The organism is Ruegeria sp. D1(2025) (genome assembly GCF_056536425.1).
This window is the reverse complement of the sequence record NZ_JBQFPO010000004.1, coordinates 25,900-45,567: the sequence shown is the minus strand read 5'-3', so window position 1 is coordinate 45,567 and position 19,668 is coordinate 25,900. Positions and strand designations below refer to the sequence as shown.

The window sequence follows — 19,668 nt, the reverse complement described above, 5'->3', positions numbered from 1 at the left end:
CCTAAACATTAGTACGCGACTGGGTCATTCGCCGTCCGATCTGTGTCCGCCCGATAATCAACTGCATAAGCGCAACTGCCGACAGCATCACGAAAATCAGTGTGGTCGAATAGGCGATGGCAAGACCATAGTCGTTGTTTTCGACCCGCCCGATAATATAGCTGGTTGCCATGTCATATTCCGCGCTGACCAGAAAGATAACGGCAGAGATCGCCGTCATGGCGCGCACGAAACTGTAGACCAGCGCGGCCAGTATCGCGGGGCGCAGCAACGGCAGAATGATACGCCGGAACGTTTGCCACGAGTTTGCCCCAAGCGTCAGAGAGGATTCGTCCAGGCTGCGGTCAAGCTGCGACATGCTGGCAATGCCCGCGCGAACGCCGACCGGCATGTTGCGGAAGATGAAGCTGACAATGAGGATGACGCCCGTGCCTGTGATTTCGATGGGCGGGACGTTAAACGCAAGGATGTAGCTGACACCGATCACCGTTCCGGGGATCGCGAATGACAGCATGGTTCCGAACTCAAAAGCGTTCTTGCCCGCAAAGCTTTGCCGGGTCAGCAGATATGCCGTTACCAATCCTACGGCTGCAGTCAGCGGCGCGGCAATGGCGGCGATTGTAATGGTGGTCCAGAAGCTGTCCCAAGCTGCACCGGTCCAGCGAATGCCTTCTTCTTCGAAACGCACAGAAAAGGCGGTCACATAGTGCTTAAGGGTCAATGAATTGTTGACGCCCCACAACTCGACCACGCTGCCGTATACGATCATTGCATAAACGATGACGGTGAACAGCGCCCAGCCAAGCGCGACAACCAACACCGGGACAGACAGGCCGGTCGGCATCAATGGGTGCACGCCTGCGTCACCTTTTCCGGTTACAGTGGTATAGCTTTTCTTGCCCAGCCAGACCCGCTGCGCGTAGAAGGCTGACAAGGTGAAAAACAGAAGCACCATGGCCAGAACGGCAGCGCGACCCTGATCGTATTGAGCGCCGACGATTGCGAAGAAGATCTCGGTCGACAGAACGTCGAAGTTTCCGCCCAGCACCAGCGGGTTTCCGAAATCGGCCATGCTTTCGATGAAACCTAGAAGAAAGGCATTGGCAAGACCCGGGCGCATCAGGGGCAGGGAGACCGTCTTGAACGTCTGCCATCTGCTGGCGCGGAGTGTTTGGGCTGCTTCCTCCATCGAAGGAGAGACGCCTTCCACCACGCCGATCAGAACGAGAAAGGCAATGGGCGTGAACGCCAGCGTCTGCGCGATCAGAATGCCAGGCATTCCGTACAGCCACCGTGTTGGTTGCGTGCCCAACAGATCGGCAATGAAGCGGGTAACAGACCCGGACAGGCCAAACAGCAGGATGAGGGCAAGGCCGATCACAAAGGGCGGCGTGATGATCGGCAGAACGGTCAAGGCCCGCAATGCACGCTTGTAGCGGAAGCCCGAGCGCGTCACGACCAAAGCGAAACACAGGCCCAGGATCGTAGTGACGAAGCCGACCACGACGGCAAGAAACAGGGAATTCCAGGCCGCGCCGCACTTGGCCCCATAAAAACAACCCAATCCCCAAAGCCGGTCGTCGAAGAACTTCGAAAAGAATACCGCAATTGAATAGGCGCCATCTTCGGTGACGAAGGCGGCAAACAACATCTTTGCGATAGGGAAAAAGACAAAGGCGGTGACGATGGTGATCACGCCTCCGATTGCGCTGACGACGAAGACGTCACCGTTGATGGCGCCTCGTGCCGCGATGCCCTGGGTCAGCAGGAACAAAAAGCTCGATGCGCAAATCATCGCGCCATAGCCCATGCCGAACTGGCGGTCGCCGAGTTCACCAAAAAACGCTTCCATCCAATCGAAGTTGAAACCTCTGATGCCGATACTGAACCCCTGAGCAATCAGCCAGCCGAAGCCGAGCGCGCCGGACAGGATCAGAATGCGAGCATAAAGCGGGTCGGATTTGACGCGCCCCAGTGCAAGCAAAGGCAGCAAAAGGGCAATCACAAGTGGTGCAAGCCAGAGCTTCTCGCCTTGTCCGATCAGAAATGCTGCGGGTGCATAATCTTCGTCGAACGGGTAGCCGTCAAAAAGCCATTCGAACGACCACAGGCCGCCGTCAACCATGTACCAGGGTAACAGGCAGAATCCGACCCAACCGGCAATGATCCAAAAGATCAGGACCGGATGGGTCGTTTTTGTCGTCTTGTCAGTCATTTATTGTGGCAGAACTGAAACCTCTTCATCCCATTTCTGCAACAACCGCTTCCGTTCGTCTGACGAGCCATACTTTTTGAAATCATAGTCGATCAGCTTGATCTGGCTCATGTCAGGCGCGCTTTCCGAGGTTTCGGCGCTTTTGTTCGATGGAACCTGGAACGCGTTGACCTGAAGGGCAAGGTTCTGAGCTTCGGGCGACAGCGCCCAATCATAGAACTTCTTCGCCTCGTCCACGTTGCGGGCACCTTCGATGATCGACATCGAGCCAATTTCGTAACCGGTACCCTCGCAAGGCGCCACGACCTTGATCGGGAAACCTGAAACGGCCTGTTTCACGGCGTCATGCATAAAGACGATACCGATGGTGTTTTCACCGCGCCCCGCGGCCTTGATCGGGGCCGAGCCTGACTTGGTGTACTGGTTGATGTTCGAATGCAGGCCTTTCATGAACTCAAAGCCTTCATCTTCGCCGAAGATCTGTACCATCGAGGCCAGCGTCGTATAGGCCGTGCCCGATGAGTTCGGGTTCGCCATCTGAACGTGGCCCTTGTACTCGGGCTTCAGAAGGTCTTTCCAACAGGCAGGTTCGGGCAGGTTGTTCGCGGCGACAAGATCTGCGTTGTAGCCATAGCCAAGCGCACCTGAATAGATACCGATCGTCCGGTTGCCGGCGCTTTCAGCCTGGGAAATCGCCCAGTCGTGCAGTTGGTCGCGCATTGGAGACACGTATTCCATTGTCAGCCCTTCTTCGGCGGCCTGAAGGTGCGGGTCGCCCGTGCCACCCCACCACACGTCGCCTTTAGGGTTCGAGCTTTCGGCGCGAATTTGCGCAAAGGTTTCACCCGACGATTTCCGGGTCATGTTCACATCGATGCCTGTCGCATCTTCGAAGCTGCGTGCCATGAGTTGACACCAATCTTCCTGGGCCGAGCAATAGAAGGTCAGCTTGTCTGCCTGCGCCGCCGACATGGAGGCAGCTAGGGCAATCAGCGACCCGACGGCCGTGGATGTCAATTTCTTCATTATACGTTCCTCCCTTTGAGAATAATTTGTCCGGGTTTCCCGGTTCTTTTAAGCTCTTCCTCATGCGGTGTTTCGAAGACCCTGAAGCGCCAATTCGTACTCAATGACAACCTGCGCTGGATTTCTGGTGGCGCCGGTTACCAGGGCGGTTTCGTGAGCGGGGTCAATCGGTGAATAATGTGTCTTGCTTCCAGATCTCCGTGCAGCCTTCTGAATTCTCACAATGAAATGTGCGTTGTGCAACAAAAAAGGTCTGCCCAGAAGAACTTGGCCTGGATCGGGCAAGGTCTGCTTCCGACATAGGTTCAATCATTTGGATGGCTTCGGGCTGCATCCGGTCACGCAGATTGGTCAGTTGGGTGACAGGGTAACGATTGCGAAAGACATTTGGATCAGTTGTTCCAAGCCCTGTCGCTTCATTCGAAAGGGTGGCGCGATGGTTATTGGCCTCGACCAGCGCGCCGTTGTTACAAGGAACGGGTAATGCGGAAGTCTTGAAGTAGCTGGAAACTGAGCCAGCGTATCAGCTACGTCGGAGGCGAGATTTCAGATTTGTGGGAGCGCATGAGGCGGACCGCGCGAATGAGCCTGATGCCCCTGTCCTGCGGTTGGCAGATTAACCAGCGTCACACTGAGTGGGGCGGGCCGCTAAGGCCGGCCCCCGATTGAGCATCTGTCGATCACCAGTGGCCGGTGCTTTCCATGCTTGCCCAGGGTTCGGCCGGCTCAAGGGCATTGCCGTTCTGCAGCAATTCAACCGAGATGTTGTCAGGAGAGCGGACAAAGGCCATGCGTCCGTCGCGGGGCGGGCGGTTGATGATTACTCCGTTGTCCTGCAGGTGCTGGCACGTCTCATAGATGTTGTCGACGCCGTAGGCCAGATGCCCGAAATGGCGGCTGTCGCTGGGCAGTGCATCATCGCCATCCCAATTATACGTCAGCTCGATCGGTGCATCTTCCTGACCTGGAGGTGCCAGAAATATCAGGGTAAAACGCCCTGCTTCGCTTTCATAACGTCGCGTTTCCTTCAGTCCCAGCAGTTCGTAGAAAGCCAGTGATTTTTCCAGATCTTTCACGCGGACCATGGTGTGAAGATAAGTCAGCCCCATCGTGCCATCCTTTTTTGTGCAGGTGATGCGCTGCAGCTTAGCGCGCCAAGGCAAGGTGTCGAGGGGCAGAGGGCAAACAATTGTGCGTTTGGGCAATTGGGCGCACATATCGCGGTTCCTGTGCCTGATCTACCGATATATAGTGGGCGGCGACTCATCGCTGGAAAGGACCATTTCATGCCGCTGTCTTCTGACCAACTGGCCGAGATCGAAGCGCAACGCGCGCAATCGCATCCCACACGCCGCGTCGTCGCAGCGGGAATGGAGGAGCATCTGTATACGGCCCATCAGGTGCTGGATCATGGGTTTGTCCGCGTCATCGACTATATGGGCGATGATGCCGCGATTTGTCAGGCCGCGCGTGTATCTTATGGCAAAGGCACCAAGTCGGTGCAGAATGACGAGGGGCTGATCCGCTACCTGATGCGGCACTGGCATTCGACCCCGTTCGAGATGTGCGAGATCAAGCTGCACGTCAAACTTCCGGTCTTTGTGGCCCGCCAGTGGATTCGTCATCGTACGGCGAATGTGAATGAATACTCGGCGCGGTACTCCATTCTGGATCGCGAGTTCTATATCCCGGCCCCCGACCATGTGGCGGCCCAGTCCGAGGTGAACAACCAGGGGCGGGGCTCAGCCTTGGAGGGCGAAGAAGCGGCGCGTGTATTGGAAATTCTCAAAGCCGACAGCACGCGGTGCTATGACAATTACGAAGCCATGATCAGCCAGGAAGGGCAGCAGGGGCTGGCGCGTGAACTTGCGCGGATGAACCTACCTGCCAATGTTTACACGCAATGGTACTGGAAGGTCGATCTACACAACCTGTTCCACTTCCTGCGGCTGCGCGCCGACCCGCATGCCCAGTACGAGATTCGGGTTTATGCCGACACAATGTGCAAAATCGTGGCAGACTGGGTTCCCTTTGCCTACAGGGCCTTCGAAGACTACCGCCTGGGTGCCGTGAATCTATCCGCGCAGATGGTCGACAGCTTGCGCAGAATGCTGGCGGGTGAGGCCGTTACGCAGGAAAACTCTGGCATGACAGCGCGTGAATGGCGCGAATTCGAGGACGTGATCCGGCAGGGTTGATGCAAGTCTCCGAACCGTCGGTTATCCTTAAATCGTGCCATGCGGCTCTCACGCTGGCCGCATGTTATGTGCAGTATGCTTTTTTGGGATCTGCATGATACGGGCCAATCCCGCACCTGCAAAAGCTCGGATCGCCGAGGTGATTTGCGAGCCCACATCAAGAATGCACTCGAAACCCGAGCGTCAGTGCGGTGCAAGCCGTGCAGCCTCTGGGGTGCAGGCGCCCGAGTTGATCATGGAAGTCTGGGTCAGCAAATCGGGTGACTGAACCATGGTTGTTACCCATTCCAGCGGCACGTCCTGTATCGTTGCGATGGGACAGGACGAGCACACTCATGCCGGAGCGAAATCGGCGCGAGGGTAAGGATTGGGACCTTTTGAAACGGTCGGCGGCCTGAAATTGGCCGCCGACCTTATTGATCTTCCCACACTTGGCGGGGGGTTAAAGAGGCTTCAAATCAGCTGCCATCTGGCGGCCGTCACGTCCGTCTTGTAACTCGTACGAGACCTTCTGATTGTCAGCAAGCCCGGTCAGACCGGATCGTTCTACGGCCGAGATGTGAACAAAAACGTCCTTGCCGCCCTCATCGGGAGCAATAAATCCATAGCCTTTGGTCGTATTGAACCATTTCACGGTGCCAGTTGGCATTTCCCGTGTCTCCTTCTACTTTCACGTTGTCCCACAAATTGGTGGGTGCAGTGGTTGACGTAACCGCAACACATCACTGTTTCGCCCAAACGATACGGCCCGAATTGCGTGTTTCGTCTTTTTCAACATTGCACGGTGAAGTAAAAAATCAAGAATTACCGAAGAAAACCGGTGATTTTGCCTAAATCCCAAGCAGAGACAGGAACAGAAGTAAGATGCGCCTTTATGGTTTGAAGACTTGCGATACGTGCCGTAAGGCGTTGAAATCAATGCCAGATACAGAGTTTGTGGATGTCCGGACCCAGGGTGTCCCGGCCTCGGTGCTGTCTCAGGCACTGGAGCAATTCGGGGATGCCTTGCTGAACACCCGTTCGACAACGTGGCGGGGATTGGACCAAGAACAGCGGTCACGACCTGCGCAAGAGCTTCTCGCCGATTACCCGACGTTGATGAAACGCCCGTTGATCGAATCCGGGGGGGCTTTGTTGCTGGGCTGGACGCCGGAAACACGTACGGCACTTGGAGTTGCGTGATCGGATGACTATCTGCTCAAGCGCAGACAGAAGGGAAGATTATGCGTAACGCTGCAATGATCTTGGGTGTTATCGCCGGGCTGATCGGAATGGTCGTGGGCTTTTTCGGCTATGGCTACGTCGAACTGGTCAACCGGTTTGGCGAAATCGAAGGTGTTGCCGAGCAGGTCGAAAACGCCACTTTGGTGCAGACCACTTCGATCCTTGCGCCGTTGCTCGCCATAGCGGGCGGAGCCATGGCCCATGCCCGTGCCTTGATCGCCGGCGTCTTGCTGCTGCTGTCGGCCGTCGGCATGTACTATGCCTTTGGTTTCAATGCGTTTACGATGTTCCCGGTCGCTTTTGCAGCAGTTGCCGGCCTGCTTGGGCTGGCTGCGGGAAAACCGGACCAGCCCAAGGCTCATTTCTAGTTCACTTCAGTCGCAACAGCCGATCCAGCGATATTGGACCTGCGCCGTTGATGACAATGACTAGGAACATGAAGGTCCACATCACACGCTGATCCATCAGCGAGATGGCGTTGTCGAACAGGCTGCCCAACGGAACGTTATGGCCTGTTACGTCGGTCAGGGTTTGCACCCACACAAACCCGATCATGCCAAGTGCGGCCAGGCGTGTGAACAGCCCGACCAGCAACAATGCCGGCAGAACGAACTCGGCGACGGTTCCAAAGAAGATCACGATACGCTGGAAAAAGGTCATCTGGCTGACATCATACAGAACGGCTTCGGCCGCCTTGGGGAAAATCTGGCCAAAGGCACCTGCGGATGGCGAAAAGATCGAGCCATCGATCTTCAGCATTGCCGAGTTCCAGTAATAAACCAGAAGGACGGCGACAAACACCAGTCGTGCCAGCGTCGGTGTCAGCCAATTGGATGCCAGGTCCACCTTTTCCATCGTGTTGTTGTAGGTTGAGATCAGAGCAGTCATGTCTCCAGCCTTTCAATAGTCACAGAGGTTATTGCGCCGCCCTGCAATAGGATGGCCAGTGTGGTTCCAAGATCGAACTCGGGGCAGGTTTCAGCCGTTTTTTCATACGCTTCACCGATTGTGCCGCCTGTTTGCAAATGGCTGATCCACTTGGCGCCGCCCACGGGCAAAAGATGCGGATTCGGGTCATATTCGGGACGCGTAATCAGAACGTCTTGCGGGCCGGGTTCGGGTTTTGGGGCATTGTCTTCAGTATTGAATCGCCAGATCGCGTGTACCGGCCAGTCCGATTGCATGACCCGCATCGCAGGAGCAAAGCTCAGCCGCGATTGCATAATGTCTTCGGGTGGCAAATTCAGGGCGTCAGCTGGCGCAGGTGTGCTGTCGGCGGCGTGGTATGATCGGCGCAGAGCCAGTTCCAGGCGCGCCATGTCCGGCAGATATCCCAGATGCGCAAGTTGCGGCAGATCAGCCAGAAAACCGGGGAACGCTTCGCCATAGAACATCATCAACGGGGAGGACGGGGGGTGCTGTCTCAAGAACAACCCGGCAAGACCGTCCATGTTTTGCGCGCCCAGCAACTTGGCGATGACAGGAAAAGCCTGATGTAACGCTTCGGTCAACGAGACGGCGACATTATTGCGATAGACGCTGAACCTGCGCCCGGCGGGCTGGTCCGCCGCGTCAAGCAACCCGTCGGGAACCGAAACAGACGCATCCAGCAACGCGGAATGGAAGACCGACTGAGAAACGCTCATGCTGGAACCCGGTCCAGCGCTGACTGCGCGCGTTCGGCTTCGGCGCGCAAAACGGGCCATTCGGGGACGTCGGTATCCCATTCTATCAGAACGGGTTTCGGGCCCGAACGCTCCAGAACATAATCCAGCAGTACCCAGACCGGATCGACCACTTCGCGCCCATGGCTGTCGATCAACAGCGGGTGCCCGTGATCGTCTTCATCCTCATCATGTCCGCCTAGATGGATCTCGCCGACCTTGTTCAGCGGATAGGCATCGATATAGCCCTGAGGCGAGAAATCCAGGTTTGTGGCAGATACAAATACGTTGTTCACATCCAGCAGCAGGCCACAGCCTGTGCGACGCGAAATTTCGCGCAGGAAATCGGGTTCGGACCATGTGCTTTCTTCGAACGCCAGGTAGCTGGACGGGTTCTCGAGCAGCATCTGGCGGCCAACGGTGTCCTGCACCTGATCGATGTGGTCGCAGACGCGATCCAGCGTCGCATCAGTATAGGGCAGGGGCAGCAGGTCGTTCAGAAAGTGACTGTCATGCGTGGACCAGGCCAGATGTTCGGAAAAGCTGGCGGGGTTCAGCCAGCCGATCAGATGTTTAAGGCGGGCCAGATGATCCGGGTCCAGCGGCGTTTCGCCACCGATGGATAGGCCAACGCCATGAACGGAAATGGGAAATTGTTCGGAAAGGTGACGCAACTGCGCCAGCGGGCGACCGCCGTCGCCCATATAATTCTCGGCATGGATTTCCAGCCACGCCACCGGTTTCGCGTGTTCAAGGATTTGCGCAAAATGTTGCGGTTTGTAGCCAACACCGGGTGCCGCAGGCAACCGGTTTGATCTGAGTGCATCATCCAGCATGAGCATTTTTCCTGATCACGACGAAAAGGGCGGGCGACATTGCCCGCCCCGGTAATCTCGTGTGGCTGGCCTTATGCCGGCAGGTCACGCTCGAGCGGTTCCAGCGAACCTTTGCGGGCCGCGCCGTCAGCGGCTTTGGGCAGCTCGATATCGGCGCAGGTGCCTGCGTCAACCAAGGTCCATGCGTTACCCTGATAATCTACGGTAGAAGTGCCTGCGCAGGTGGTGCCGGGTCCTGCGGCGCAGTCATTCTGACCGGCCAGCGAAACGCCATAGCATTTCTCTTTCGCTTGTGCTGTTGCTGTGGTTGCGGCACCAGAAACAGCGGCTGCGACTGCGCTTGCGATGACAAGGGTTTTTGCGGTGTTCGACATCTCGTTAATCCTTTTAGTGACTGCGTATGTCTGTGTTCGACAATGACAAAGGTAGTGGCTTGAAGCTCATAGTTGAATTCACGAGCCCGTGTCTCACAACCCCGTCAAAGAGCGTCATGCCCTCTTGCAGGTTAACAAATTGTTTTTGAAATGAAAATTAGATTTTGTTTCAATCCGGCCCCGGATGTGGGGCCGGATTCAGGGCGAATTGCCGCCGAATGTTACAGCAGGTCGGGCGCGGTTGCGGCCTGCGCCAGCTCTTTTGTTACAGCATCAAGTGACTGTACCTGCGTTTGTTTTTCACCCAGGCGCCGGACGCTGACAGTACGCTCATCAACTTCCCGGTGTCCGACGGCCAGAATGACCGGCACCTTGCCGACCGAATGCTCGCGGACCTTGTAGTTGATCTTTTCGTTGCGGATGTCGGCCTCGGCACGGACACCGGCGGCTTTCAGCGTTTCGACAACTTCCAGGACATAATCGTCCGCATCGGAAGTAATCGAGGCCACGACGACCTGACGTGGTGCCAGCCAGAACGGCAGCTTGCCTGCATGTTCCTCAATCAGGATGCCGATGAAACGTTCGAACGACCCAAGGCAGGCACGGTGCAGCATGACCGGCGTGTGCCGTTCACCGTCCGCCGCAATATAGGTCGCGCCCAGACGTTCGGGGATGATGAAGTCCACCTGCAGGGTGCCGCACTGCCAGTCGCGTCCGATGGCGTCTGTCAGAACGAACTCGAGCTTCGGTCCATAGAACGCACCTTCGCCCGGGTTCAGGTCATAGGCACAACCTGCGGCATCGCAGGCGGCTTTCAGCAACTCGTCGGCCTTGTCCCATTGTTCATCCGTGCCCGCGCGCACCTCGGGGCGATCCGAGAACTTGACCTTGAAATTCTCGAACCCGAGATCCCTGTAGACATTCGACAGGAAGTCGAGGAACCGCTTGGTCTCGTCCGCGATCATCTCTTCGGTGCAGAAGATATGCGCGTCATCCTGGGTGAAGCCGCGTACCCGCATGATGCCATGCAGCGCGCCCGACGGTTCGTACCGGTTGCACGATCCGAATTCGGCCATGCGCAGCGGCAGGTCGCGATAGGATTTCAGTCCCTGTTTGAAGATCTCCACGTGGCAGGGGCAGTTCATCGGCTTGAGCGCGTTGATCGCCTTGTCGCGCGCGTGCTCCTCGTCCACTTCGACGATGAACATGTTTTCCTGATATTTGTCCCAGTGGCCGGAGGCTTCCCAAAGCTTGCGGTCCACAACCTGCGGCGTGTTCACCTCGACATAGCCGCCGTGTTTCTGCTGACGGCGCATGTAGTCCTGCAACTGGGTATAGATGGTCCAGCCATTCGGGTGCCAGAAGATCTGGCCCGGTGCTTCGGGTTGCAGATGGAACAGGTCCATCTCCTTGCCCAGCTTGCGGTGGTCCCGCTTGGCGGCTTCTTCCAGCATATGCAGGTGGGCCTTGAGCTTTTCCTTGCCGGTGAAGGCCACGCCATAAATGCGCTGCAACATCGCGCGGCTGCTGTCGCCGCGCCAATAGGCGCCCGCGATGGACATCAGCTTGAACGCGTCACCCGGCACCTGCCCGGTGTGTTGCAGATGCGGGCCACGGCACAGGTCCTGCCAGTCGCCGTGCCAGTACATGCGCAGCGGTTCGTCGCCCGGAATGGCGTCGATCAGTTCGACCTTATAGGGCTCGTCATTGGCGGTGTAGAAATCGATCGCACGCTGACGATCCCAGACCTCGGTGGTCACAGGGTCGCGCTTGTTGATGATTTCCTTCATCTTTTTCTCGATCAGGCCAAGGTCTTCGGGCGTGAACGGCTCGGTCCTGTCAAAGTCATAGTACCAGCCGTTTTCAATGACAGGGCCGATGGTGACCTTGGTGTCGGGCCAGATTTCCTGCACGGCGCGGGCCATGATATGAGCCAGATCGTGACGGATCAGTTCATTGGCCTGAACCTCGTCCTTCATGGTGTGGATGGCGATGTCGGCATCCGCTTCGATGGGCCATTGCAGGTCCCAGTGCTGGCCGTTCACAGTGGCCGAGATGGCCTTTTTTGCCAGTGAGGTTGAGATATCGGCAGCCACCTGCGCGGGCGTTACGCCTGCGTCATAAGAACGTGCATTGCCATCGGGGAAGGTGAGTGAGACGGATTGGGAATCCAGGGCCATGATCTGGCTCTCCTCGTCGGTTTGGCGCCCACTGAACGCCCGGTTGCGGGTTATGTGTGTGCGGTTGCTTTGGCAGGTGCAAGGCAGAGTGTCAAGCACCGCGCAGGCGAGGGGCCAGCCCCTCGCGCTCCCCGGAGTATTTTCAAAAAGATGAAATGGTCAGGGAATTGCGCTTGGGCGAGCGGCGTGCATGATGCTGACAAGGAAGCGAGGATTTCATGGCAGCGACGGAATTTCTTGAAACGGCGCAAGGTCGCCGACTGGCCTATCACAAGAGCGAGGGCGCGGGGCCGACCGTAGTTTTTCTGGGCGGGCTCAAGTCGGATATGGAGGGCACCAAGGCCGTTCATCTGGAGGCATGGGCGCACACGCGGGGGCAGTCCTTTCTGCGGTTCGACTATTCCGGGCATGGGGAAAGCTCCGGTTCGTTTGAGGAGGGATGTATTGGCGACTGGCATCAGGATACCGTGGCCGCGGTTTCCGCATTGACCGATGGACCGTTAATTGTTGTTGGATCTTCAATGGGGGGCTGGCAGGCCCTGCTGCTGGCGCGCATTGTGCCTGACCGGATCGCCGGGATGGTCACGATCGCGGCCGCGCCGGATTTCACCGAGGACGGGTATTGGGCCTCATTCTCTGCCGAACAGAAAGCGGCGCTCGAGACGGTTGGGCACGTAGAACTGCCGTCGGACTACATGGAGCCATATGTCATCACCAAGCGGATGATCGTGGATGGAAGGGAACATCTGGTTTTGCGCGATCCGTTGCGTTTGCCTTTTCCGGTCCGTTTTTTGCAGGGAACGGCAGACACTGCCGTATCGACCGAAACCGCCATGCGTTTGCTGGAGCGTGCGGAAGGGCCAGACATGCGTCTGTTGCTGGTCAAGGACGCCGATCACAGGTTCTCGGATGATCGTTGTCTGGGGTTGATTGAAGACGCCGTGCTGGATGTGATGGGGGATCGCTGATGCGGCGTTTTGGCTGGTTTCTGGGACGTTTTCTGATAGTTGGGCTTTTGGCCGGCGGGTTGATCTATTGGTTCGGTCCCCGCGAAGAGGTCAATCTGCACCCAGACTTTGATGCGAGGAAATTCGGCGAAGGCGTGCAGGTCTATTTCGAAAGCACTGAGTCTGCGTTTGACGACATCGTGCCGGGTGTTGAAAAGCGGGTGATCTGGCAGGACGGATATAAGGAGCAGCGAACGCCTGTTTCCGTGCTTTACGTTCACGGGTTTTCGGCATCGTCCGAAGAAATTCGCCCGGTGCCCGATATGGTGGCTGATGCGCTGGGGGCCAATCTGGTCTACACGCGTCTGCAAGGTCACGGGCGGAGCGGCGACGCCATGGCCGAAGGTACGGCTTCGGGATGGATGCAGGACTACGCCGAAGGTTTGGCGGCGGCGCGGGCGGTGGGCGACCGGGTGGTGGTGATCTCGACCTCTACCGGTGGCACGTTGGCCGCGGCGGCCGCATTGGATGAGGATCTGAGCCGCGATGTAGTGGGTCTGGTCTTTGTCTCACCTAATTTCGGTGTGAACACGACGGCGGCTTGGCTTCCCGGCCTGCCTTGGGCCCGGCATTGGTTGCCGCTGATCATGGGGCAGGACAGGGATGTGTCAGGGCCGAACCCGGAAAAGAACAAATACTGGTCGACAGTCTACCCATGGGAGGCGGTGGTGCCACTGACCGTGCTGGTCGAGGCTGTCAATGAATTGGACTTCGCAGAAGCAAAAACTCCTGCTCTGTTTTGGTTTTCAGATGACGATAAGGTGGTGCGGCCTGACCGAACACATAGGGTTGCAGAAGCCTGGGGCGCGCCCGCGACAGTACATCTTGTGACGATGGGGCCGGGGGACGATCCGTCTTCGCACGTGATTGCCGGACGTCTGATGTCACCCGGGCAGACCGATGTAACCGTCGCAGGCATACTGGGCTGGCTAAAGGAGCTGGGTGTGGAATGATGCCGGGAGAAGCACCAAGTCGGCACAGGCGCGATGCCTTGGGCGGAGGTTGAGAATGCGCAAGCCGGGCAGCATGTGGAGCCTTGAGACCCTAGGCCGAGTGCGCCTGTCCCGGCATTTTTTCATGCGTGACTTCCTGTATTCCGAAATCGGTAATTTCCACGAAAAACAGAACCTGCCAGAAAACCCGAACCTGGCCATCGAGACTGGCCGGGCGTTTTGCCAGTCCCTGTTGGACCCGTTGGAAGAAACATTTGGCCGGGTGGCCGTTCGGTCGGGATACCGGTCGCCGTCTCTGAACAGATTCGGGAACGAAAACCGGCTGAATTGCGCGCGGAACGACCATCCGTTGGAGTGCCACATCTGGGATCGTGGAACCAGGGATGCCAGAATAGCCGGGGCGTCCATCGTCATTCCATGGTTTGCGGATCAATATGACGCAGGGCGGGACTGGCGCGATCTGGCCTGGTGGATGCATGATCATCTGGATTATTCGGAGATCTGGTTTTTTCCGAAACTGTGCGCCTTTAACCTGGTTTGGCGACCAAAGCCGCAAAGGCGGATCGACAGTTACATCGCGCCACGCGGATGTCTGTTGCGGCCCGGTGCAGAGCCAGAAGAAGATGCCGAAACACGACGCGGGCGTTACAGTGATTTTCCCGGATTTCGGGCCATTCGATACCCCTGAAAAACGGCTTGTCTGCCACTTGCAAAACTTCCATCCTGAAAGAAACGGGGACGCCGGGATTGGCGGAAGGGTGGAGGCCCCGCGTGATCGAGCCGCTGGTATTCTTGCCTGGATTGATGTGCGACGCTCGGCTGTTTCAGTCGCAAATGACGGTCCTGTCGCATGAGCGTGCGGTGACCGTGGCCCCGGTCTCGACCGGTGAGCGGATTGAGGAGATAGCCTCTTCGCTTCTGGATGTGTTGCCTCGGTGTTTTGCGCTGGCAGGGTTCAGCATGGGCGGCGTCGTTGCGCTTGAGGTTATACGCCGCGCGCCCGAGCGAGTCTCGCCCCTGTGTCTGATGTCGACCGATGCGCAGGCGGACACCCCGCAATTGGCCGCAGCTCGCGAGGATCTGATAGTGGGTGCGCGGGCCGGGCGACTTGAAGACATCATGCGCGATGTTATCGGTTCGGATGCGCTGGCCCCGGGGCCCAACCGCATCCCGATTCTGAATGAACTTCTGACGATGGCGGTAGAATTGGGTCCTGACCTGTTCGTGCGCCAGTTGCGCGCCCTTCAGCGCCGCCCGGATCAGCAGGGTGCATTGCGGCGGATCAATGTCCCGACGCTGATCCTGTGTGGGGTGCATGATACGCTGACACCGGTGCGAAAACATGCCTTTATGACCGAGCTCATTCCGAATGCCGAGTTGCAGGTGATTGACGACGCCGGGCATGTACCAATGCTGGAATCGCCACAAGCCGTGACGGATGCACTGAAGCGCTGGCTTTCCCGTCCGGCGCGGCTCAGTCACGTATAACGCTGTTTGGAAAAAGGCGGCCTGCCTGAGGTTAGGGATCAGGCCACTTTATTCTTGTTTGCGGCCGTGCGTTGGGGTTTGCGGCTGTTGGCGTTCATGAAGTCGATCACCAGGGGCCGGATATTGTCGCGCCAGCTGCGCCCGGCAAAGATGCCGTAGTGACCGGCCCCGGGCTCGACATGGCTGGCCTTCTTGCCGTCCGGCAGGCCGGTGCACAGGTCCAGTGCCGCAATGCACTGGCCGGGGGCCGAGATGTCGTCATTGGCCCCTTCAACGGATTTGACCGCGACATCTGTGATTTTCCCGATATCCACCTTGTGGCCGGCCACAATGAACTCATTTCGGGCAATTTCGCGGTTCTTGAAAACACGTTCTACAGTGGACAGGTAGAATTCGGCCGTCATGTCCATGACTGCGAGGTATTCATCATAGAACCGGTTATGGGCGTCGTGGTCTGAGGCTTCGTTGCGCATAACTCGCTGAATCTGATCCGAAAACGCCTTGGAGTGACGATCCGCGTTCATCGACATGAACGACGCCAGTTGCAACAGGCCGGGATAGACCATGCGGCCGACGCCCTTGTATTTGAAACCGACGCGCTGGATCATTGTCTCTTCCAGCTGGCCCATTGTCACCCTGCGCCCGAAATCGGTAACTTCGGTCGGGGTGGCATCCGGATCGACCGGGCCGCCGATCAGCGTCAGTGTGCTGGGCTGCGCCTTCGGATCATGTTCCGCCAGATAGGCTGTTGCGGCCAGTGTCAGCGGCGCGGGCTGACACACGGCAACAACATGTGTGTCCGGACCCAGTTCCTTCATGAAATCGACAAGGTAAAGCGTGTAATCCTCGACATCGAATTTGCCTTCGGAAACGGGGATATCACGCGCGTTATGCCAATCGGTTATGTAGACTTCGCAATTTACAAGCAGGCTCTTGACGGTCGAGCGCAACAGAGTGGCGTAGTGCCCGGACATCGGCGCCACCAGCAGAACCTTGCGCGGCTGTTCTTCGCGACCGTTGACCCGAAAATGGATCAAATCGCCAAAAGGGCGTTCGACAACGGTTGTGATGTCGACAAGGTGGTCCTTGCCATCTTCGCAGGTGAAGGTCCGAATACCCCAGTCCGGCTTGACGACCATGCGCTGAAACGTCCGTTCGGTAACCTCTCCCCAGGCAGCCATCATGCTGAACGCAGGGCTCGGCGCCATTGCGAAAAGCGGATAAGAGGCCATGGCGCTGGCGGTTGCGCCCAACCATTGGTTGGTATTGCGCATGGTTTCCATCAGGTCATACGTCATCATATAGCGCATGTATTCGGGCCTCCTGAGTATTATCCTGAGATTTCGGACCATTCGCCGCTTTGCGCTACGCGTTCACGACGTTATTCTGCATAGCAGCGACGTTAGGGGGGAATCCTTATAATGACAACTACCGAAGACAATACGCCGGACCTGTCGGACGAACATATTGAACGTCTTAAGGAAAATTTGTCCAAAGTCGAAGACCTCTCGAAACGGCTTGTTGAAGTGATGGCTGGAAAAAAGTCGCACACCCCCGCCCTGGATGGTCCGAATCAAGAGCTTTTTGCAAAAGCAGCAACGGCCTATTGGGCCGAAGCGATGCAGAACCCGGCCAAGCTGCTTGAGCATCAGATCGAGTTCTGGGGCAAGTCTGTTCTGAACTTTGCCGAAGCTCAGCAGGTATTGTCAAAAGGTGAGCCTGATACAGAAGACAAACTGCCCGAAGACCGGCGGTTTTCTAACCCGATGTGGGAGAACAACCCCTATTTCCGCTTTATCCGTCAACAGTATCAGACCAATGCCGAAGCGATCGCGCAAGCCGTAGCCTCGGTTGAAGACCTTGAAGACAAGGACAAGCGCAGACTGGCCTACTTCTCTCGTCAGATCATCGACATGATGGCTCCGACCAACTTTCTGGCTACCAACCCGGACGCACTCGAGAAAGCCATCGAAACCGACGGACAGTCGCTGATCCAGGGGTTGGAGAACCTGGTTGCAGATCTTGAGGCCAACGACGGCGAACTTGTGGTTCGGCTGGCGGATGAGAGCGCGTTTGAGATCGGTGGAAACATCGCGACCACGCCCGGCGATGTGGTGTTTCGCAACCGCATGATGGAGCTTATCCAGTACAAGCCATCGACCGAAACAGTCCATGAAACGCCCATTGTCCTGTTCCCGCCCTGGATCAACAAGTTTTATATCCTGGACCTGAAAGCGCAGAACAGCCTGATCAAGTGGGTGACAGAGCAGGGCTATACCCTGTTTGTCGTCAGTTGGGTCAACGCAGACAGTTCACATGCCGATATCGGACTTGAGGACTATATCGAAGAAGGGTTTCTGGCCGCGATCGAAGAGGCCAAGAATATCTGCAAGGTCAAACAGGTAAACGCCGTGGGCTATTGCATTGCCGGCACTACGCTTAGCCTGACGCTTTCGCTGTTGAAGAAACGTGGTGATAAATCGGTCAAATCGGCCACGTTCTTTACAACGCTGACCGATTTCGGAGAGCAGGGCGAGTTCACGCCTTTCCTGCAGAACGATTTTGTGGACGGGATCGAGGATCAGGTGTCAAAGGATGGCATCCTAAAGGCCTGGATTATCGGACGCACAATGTCCTTCCTGCGGTCGCGGGATCTGATCTACACACCTGCAATCCGCAGCTACATGATGGGTGAAACACCGCCGGCATTCGATTTGCTGTATTGGAACGGAGACGGCGCAAACCTACCGGGCCGAATGGCAATCCAATACCTGCGCGGGCTTTGTCAGAACAATGAATTTGTTACTGATGGGTTCAAACTGCTGGGCGAAAATCTGCATATCAGCGACGTGGATGTCCCGTTGATGGCCATCACGTGCGAGACGGACCACATAGCAGCCTGGAAGGATTGTTATCGCGGTGTTCAGCAGATGGGATCGCGCTCGAAAGCCTTTGTTGTTTCGGAATCCGGTCATATTGCCGGAATTGTGAACCCGCCCAGCAAGAAGAAATACGGGCACTATACGAACCCGGACCTGAAGACGGACGCGGACACCTGGTTGAAAGAAGCGGATTTTCACGAAGGATCCTGGTGGCCGATGTGGGAAGCCTGGCTAAAAAAGCGGTCTGGCAAACAGATACCGGCCCGCGAAACGGGCGATTCGAAACATCCGAGCCTGTGTCCGGCCCCAGGGACCTATGTTCTGGTCAAGGCAAATCGCTGATTTCATTCTGAAACTAAATTTTTTCTGCATCGCAGCAAAAAGAACTTGAAATGCTGCGATGCAGAAAGCATATTGTCCTCAAGCTGACGAACGCCGGGGTGGGCCCGGTCCAGCAAAGAGGATTAAGACAATGGCAAAGACTCAGGATTTTACCGCCGTCATGAAAGACATGATGGGTGCATTCCCGGTTGACACAACCGCACTGGAAGACGCGTTCAAATCGACCGCTTCGCTGAACGAAAAGCTGTCGGGCGTTGCTCTGGAAGCTGCTGAAAAATCGGCAGAAATCTCCAGCAAATGGACCAAAGACACTCTGGCCAAACTGACCGAAATGTCGAAAGCAAAGGCAGAGCCTGCCGACTACGCAAAAGCCGCAACCGATTTCGCCAGCGCTTCGGCTGAAGTTGCTGCTGAAAACATGGCTGCTTTCGCTGAAATCGCCAAGAAACTGCAGAGCGAAACCGTCGAACTGCTGATGGCTGCCGGCAAAGAAGCTGCTGAAGAAGCAAGCTCGGCTGTCAAGAAAGCCACCAACGACGTGACTGCTGCGGCCAAAAAGGCAACCGCTGCCAAGTAAGAACGTCCGCGAGGCGCACCCTCTCCTCCCATTTGGTGCCATCGCGCTGGGCAGGTCGATTGACCTGCCCTTTCTTTTTGTGCTGCACTCGCATAACCTGTGCTGCAACGCATCATCCTTGGGGAGGGTAAAGGGTGTCGGACCAAGAAAAACCGTTATTGATCAAGCGCTATGCCAGTCGCCGGCTGTATAACACCGAGACCAGCGACTACGTAACACTTGAAGATATCGCCGGATTTATCCGGGATGGCCGCGAAGTTCAGATAATCGACCTGAAATCCGGGGACGACCTGACGCGGCAATACCTGCTGCAAATCATCGCTGAACATGAAAGCCGGGGTGAAAACGTTCTGCCGGTAAACGTGCTGAACGATCTTGTGCGCAGCTACATGGTGCCCGGTGGGGGCATGATGCCGCAATTTCTGCAAAGCTCGTTCGAAATGCTGCGCGAAAGCCAAAGCAAGATGATGGAAAACATGAACGCCATGAACCCCATGAGCAACATGCCAGGGTTTGAGGCGATGCAGGCGCAGCAGCAGGCTTTCCTGAAGGCGATGACCAGCGGATTGTCGGGCGGGTGGTCGGCGCCGACCCAGGACGACGAGGCGAAGGAAGAGCCTAAAGAAGACCTGGATGAGATCAAAAAGCAGCTGGCTGAGCTGCAGAAAAAACTATCCAAGCTGAACTGAGGGTGAAGACCCG

Annotated in this window: 20 protein-coding genes; 10 read left to right on the top strand and 10 right to left on the bottom strand. The window is 56.9% G+C overall.

Features of this window, described 5'->3' with window-relative positions:
* Position 1: 1 nt before the first annotated feature.
* The 3 genes from ACR1XU_RS11475 to ACR1XU_RS11465 form a co-directional block, all read right to left on the bottom strand.
* Positions 2–2,215 carry an ABC transporter permease gene (locus ACR1XU_RS11475; RefSeq protein WP_480904912.1) on the bottom strand — a complete coding sequence of 738 codons (2,214 nt, stop codon included), beginning with the start codon at positions 2,213–2,215 and terminating at the stop codon, positions 2–4.
* On the bottom strand, positions 2,216–3,241 hold the full coding sequence (locus tag ACR1XU_RS11470; RefSeq protein WP_480904909.1) for an ABC transporter substrate-binding protein: 1,026 nt from the start codon (positions 3,239–3,241) through the stop codon (positions 2,216–2,218). It lies immediately after the preceding gene.
* A gap of 680 nt (positions 3,242–3,921) precedes the next feature.
* Positions 3,922–4,350 carry a VOC family protein gene (locus ACR1XU_RS11465; protein ID WP_170614628.1) on the bottom strand — a complete coding sequence of 143 codons (429 nt, stop codon included), beginning with the start codon at positions 4,348–4,350 and terminating at the stop codon, positions 3,922–3,924.
* A 177-nt stretch (positions 4,351–4,527) separates the two neighbouring features.
* On the opposite strand from ACR1XU_RS11465, the gene thyX reads away from it, so the two are divergent.
* Entirely contained in the window at positions 4,528–5,439 is a 912-nt protein-coding gene (gene thyX, locus ACR1XU_RS11460) for an FAD-dependent thymidylate synthase (protein WP_170680383.1), read from the top strand.
* Positions 5,440–5,881: 442 nt separating this feature from the next.
* Here thyX and ACR1XU_RS11455 read toward each other — a convergent pair whose 3' ends face one another.
* Positions 5,882–6,088, bottom strand: coding sequence for a cold-shock protein (locus tag ACR1XU_RS11455; protein ID WP_008758035.1), 207 nt, complete (start codon positions 6,086–6,088; stop codon positions 5,882–5,884).
* A 215-nt stretch (positions 6,089–6,303) separates the two neighbouring features.
* On the opposite strand from ACR1XU_RS11455, the gene ACR1XU_RS11450 reads away from it, so the two are divergent.
* Together ACR1XU_RS11450 and ACR1XU_RS11445 are read left to right on the top strand one after the other, a co-directional pair.
* Positions 6,304–6,621, top strand: a complete 318-nt coding sequence (locus tag ACR1XU_RS11450; protein ID WP_480904906.1) for an ArsC/Spx/MgsR family protein — start codon at positions 6,304–6,306, stop codon at positions 6,619–6,621.
* Positions 6,622–6,662: 41 nt separating this feature from the next.
* Positions 6,663–7,031: a hypothetical protein gene (locus tag ACR1XU_RS11445; RefSeq protein WP_170806414.1), complete on the top strand. Its 369-nt coding sequence runs from the start codon at positions 6,663–6,665 to the stop codon at positions 7,029–7,031.
* A 1-nt stretch (position 7,032) separates the two neighbouring features.
* On the opposite strand, the gene ACR1XU_RS11440 is transcribed toward ACR1XU_RS11445, so the two are convergent.
* The 5 genes from ACR1XU_RS11440 to thrS form a co-directional block, all read right to left on the bottom strand.
* Positions 7,033–7,551 (bottom strand): DoxX family protein, encoded by a 519-nt coding sequence (locus tag ACR1XU_RS11440; RefSeq protein ID WP_170680379.1) that lies wholly within the window; start codon positions 7,549–7,551, stop codon positions 7,033–7,035.
* Positions 7,548–8,309: an HvfC/BufC N-terminal domain-containing protein gene (locus tag ACR1XU_RS11435; RefSeq protein WP_480904901.1), complete on the bottom strand. Its 762-nt coding sequence runs from the start codon at positions 8,307–8,309 to the stop codon at positions 7,548–7,550. Before ACR1XU_RS11435 ends, ACR1XU_RS11440 begins: the two co-directional genes overlap by 4 nt.
* Positions 8,306–9,163 (bottom strand): MNIO family bufferin maturase, encoded by an 858-nt coding sequence (gene bufB / locus ACR1XU_RS11430; RefSeq protein WP_480904898.1) that lies wholly within the window; start codon positions 9,161–9,163, stop codon positions 8,306–8,308. The genes ACR1XU_RS11435 and bufB overlap by 4 nt, the downstream gene beginning before the upstream one ends.
* A gap of 71 nt (positions 9,164–9,234) precedes the next feature.
* Complete coding sequence (locus tag ACR1XU_RS11425) at positions 9,235–9,537, bottom strand: BufA1 family periplasmic bufferin-type metallophore (RefSeq protein ID WP_170614635.1); 303 nt, start codon at positions 9,535–9,537, stop codon at positions 9,235–9,237.
* Positions 9,538–9,758: 221 nt separating this feature from the next.
* Positions 9,759–11,717: a threonine--tRNA ligase gene (gene thrS, locus ACR1XU_RS11420; protein WP_480904895.1), complete on the bottom strand. Its 1,959-nt coding sequence runs from the start codon at positions 11,715–11,717 to the stop codon at positions 9,759–9,761.
* 218 nt (positions 11,718–11,935) lie between these two features.
* On the opposite strand from thrS, the gene ACR1XU_RS11415 reads away from it, so the two are divergent.
* The 4 genes from ACR1XU_RS11415 (at position 11,936) to ACR1XU_RS11400 (ending at position 15,165) form a co-directional block, all read left to right on the top strand.
* Complete coding sequence (locus tag ACR1XU_RS11415) at positions 11,936–12,685, top strand: alpha/beta fold hydrolase (protein ID WP_480904892.1); 750 nt, start codon at positions 11,936–11,938, stop codon at positions 12,683–12,685.
* The gene (locus tag ACR1XU_RS11410; protein WP_480904889.1) at positions 12,685–13,677 is read left to right on the top strand and encodes an alpha/beta hydrolase; all 993 of its coding nucleotides are present in this window, start codon (positions 12,685–12,687) and stop codon (positions 13,675–13,677) included. Before ACR1XU_RS11415 ends, ACR1XU_RS11410 begins: the two co-directional genes overlap by 1 nt.
* Before the next feature lie 73 nt (positions 13,678–13,750).
* The gene (locus ACR1XU_RS11405; protein ID WP_480905252.1) at positions 13,751–14,365 is read left to right on the top strand and encodes a hypothetical protein; all 615 of its coding nucleotides are present in this window, start codon (positions 13,751–13,753) and stop codon (positions 14,363–14,365) included.
* An 83-nt stretch (positions 14,366–14,448) separates the two neighbouring features.
* A complete protein-coding gene (locus ACR1XU_RS11400) occupies positions 14,449–15,165 on the top strand; it encodes an alpha/beta fold hydrolase (protein WP_480904886.1) in 717 nt (238 codons plus the stop codon).
* A gap of 38 nt (positions 15,166–15,203) precedes the next feature.
* Here the strand turns inward: ACR1XU_RS11400 and phaZ are convergent, their stop codons facing one another.
* The gene (gene phaZ, locus ACR1XU_RS11395) at positions 15,204–16,475 is read right to left on the bottom strand and encodes a polyhydroxyalkanoate depolymerase (RefSeq protein WP_170680357.1); all 1,272 of its coding nucleotides are present in this window, start codon (positions 16,473–16,475) and stop codon (positions 15,204–15,206) included.
* 111 nt (positions 16,476–16,586) lie between these two features.
* Between phaZ and ACR1XU_RS11390 the strand changes: the two genes are divergently transcribed.
* The 3 genes from ACR1XU_RS11390 to phaR all read left to right on the top strand — a co-directional run bounded on the left by ACR1XU_RS11390 (position 16,587) and on the right by phaR (position 19,655).
* On the top strand, positions 16,587–18,389 hold the full coding sequence (locus ACR1XU_RS11390) for a class I poly(R)-hydroxyalkanoic acid synthase (RefSeq protein WP_170680355.1): 1,803 nt from the start codon (positions 16,587–16,589) through the stop codon (positions 18,387–18,389).
* 130 nt (positions 18,390–18,519) lie between these two features.
* Positions 18,520–18,966 (top strand): phasin family protein, encoded by a 447-nt coding sequence (locus ACR1XU_RS11385; protein ID WP_170614642.1) that lies wholly within the window; start codon positions 18,520–18,522, stop codon positions 18,964–18,966.
* Positions 18,967–19,100: 134 nt separating this feature from the next.
* The gene (gene phaR, locus ACR1XU_RS11380; RefSeq protein ID WP_170614643.1) at positions 19,101–19,655 is read left to right on the top strand and encodes a polyhydroxyalkanoate synthesis repressor PhaR; all 555 of its coding nucleotides are present in this window, start codon (positions 19,101–19,103) and stop codon (positions 19,653–19,655) included.
* Positions 19,656–19,668 lie beyond the last annotated feature (13 nt).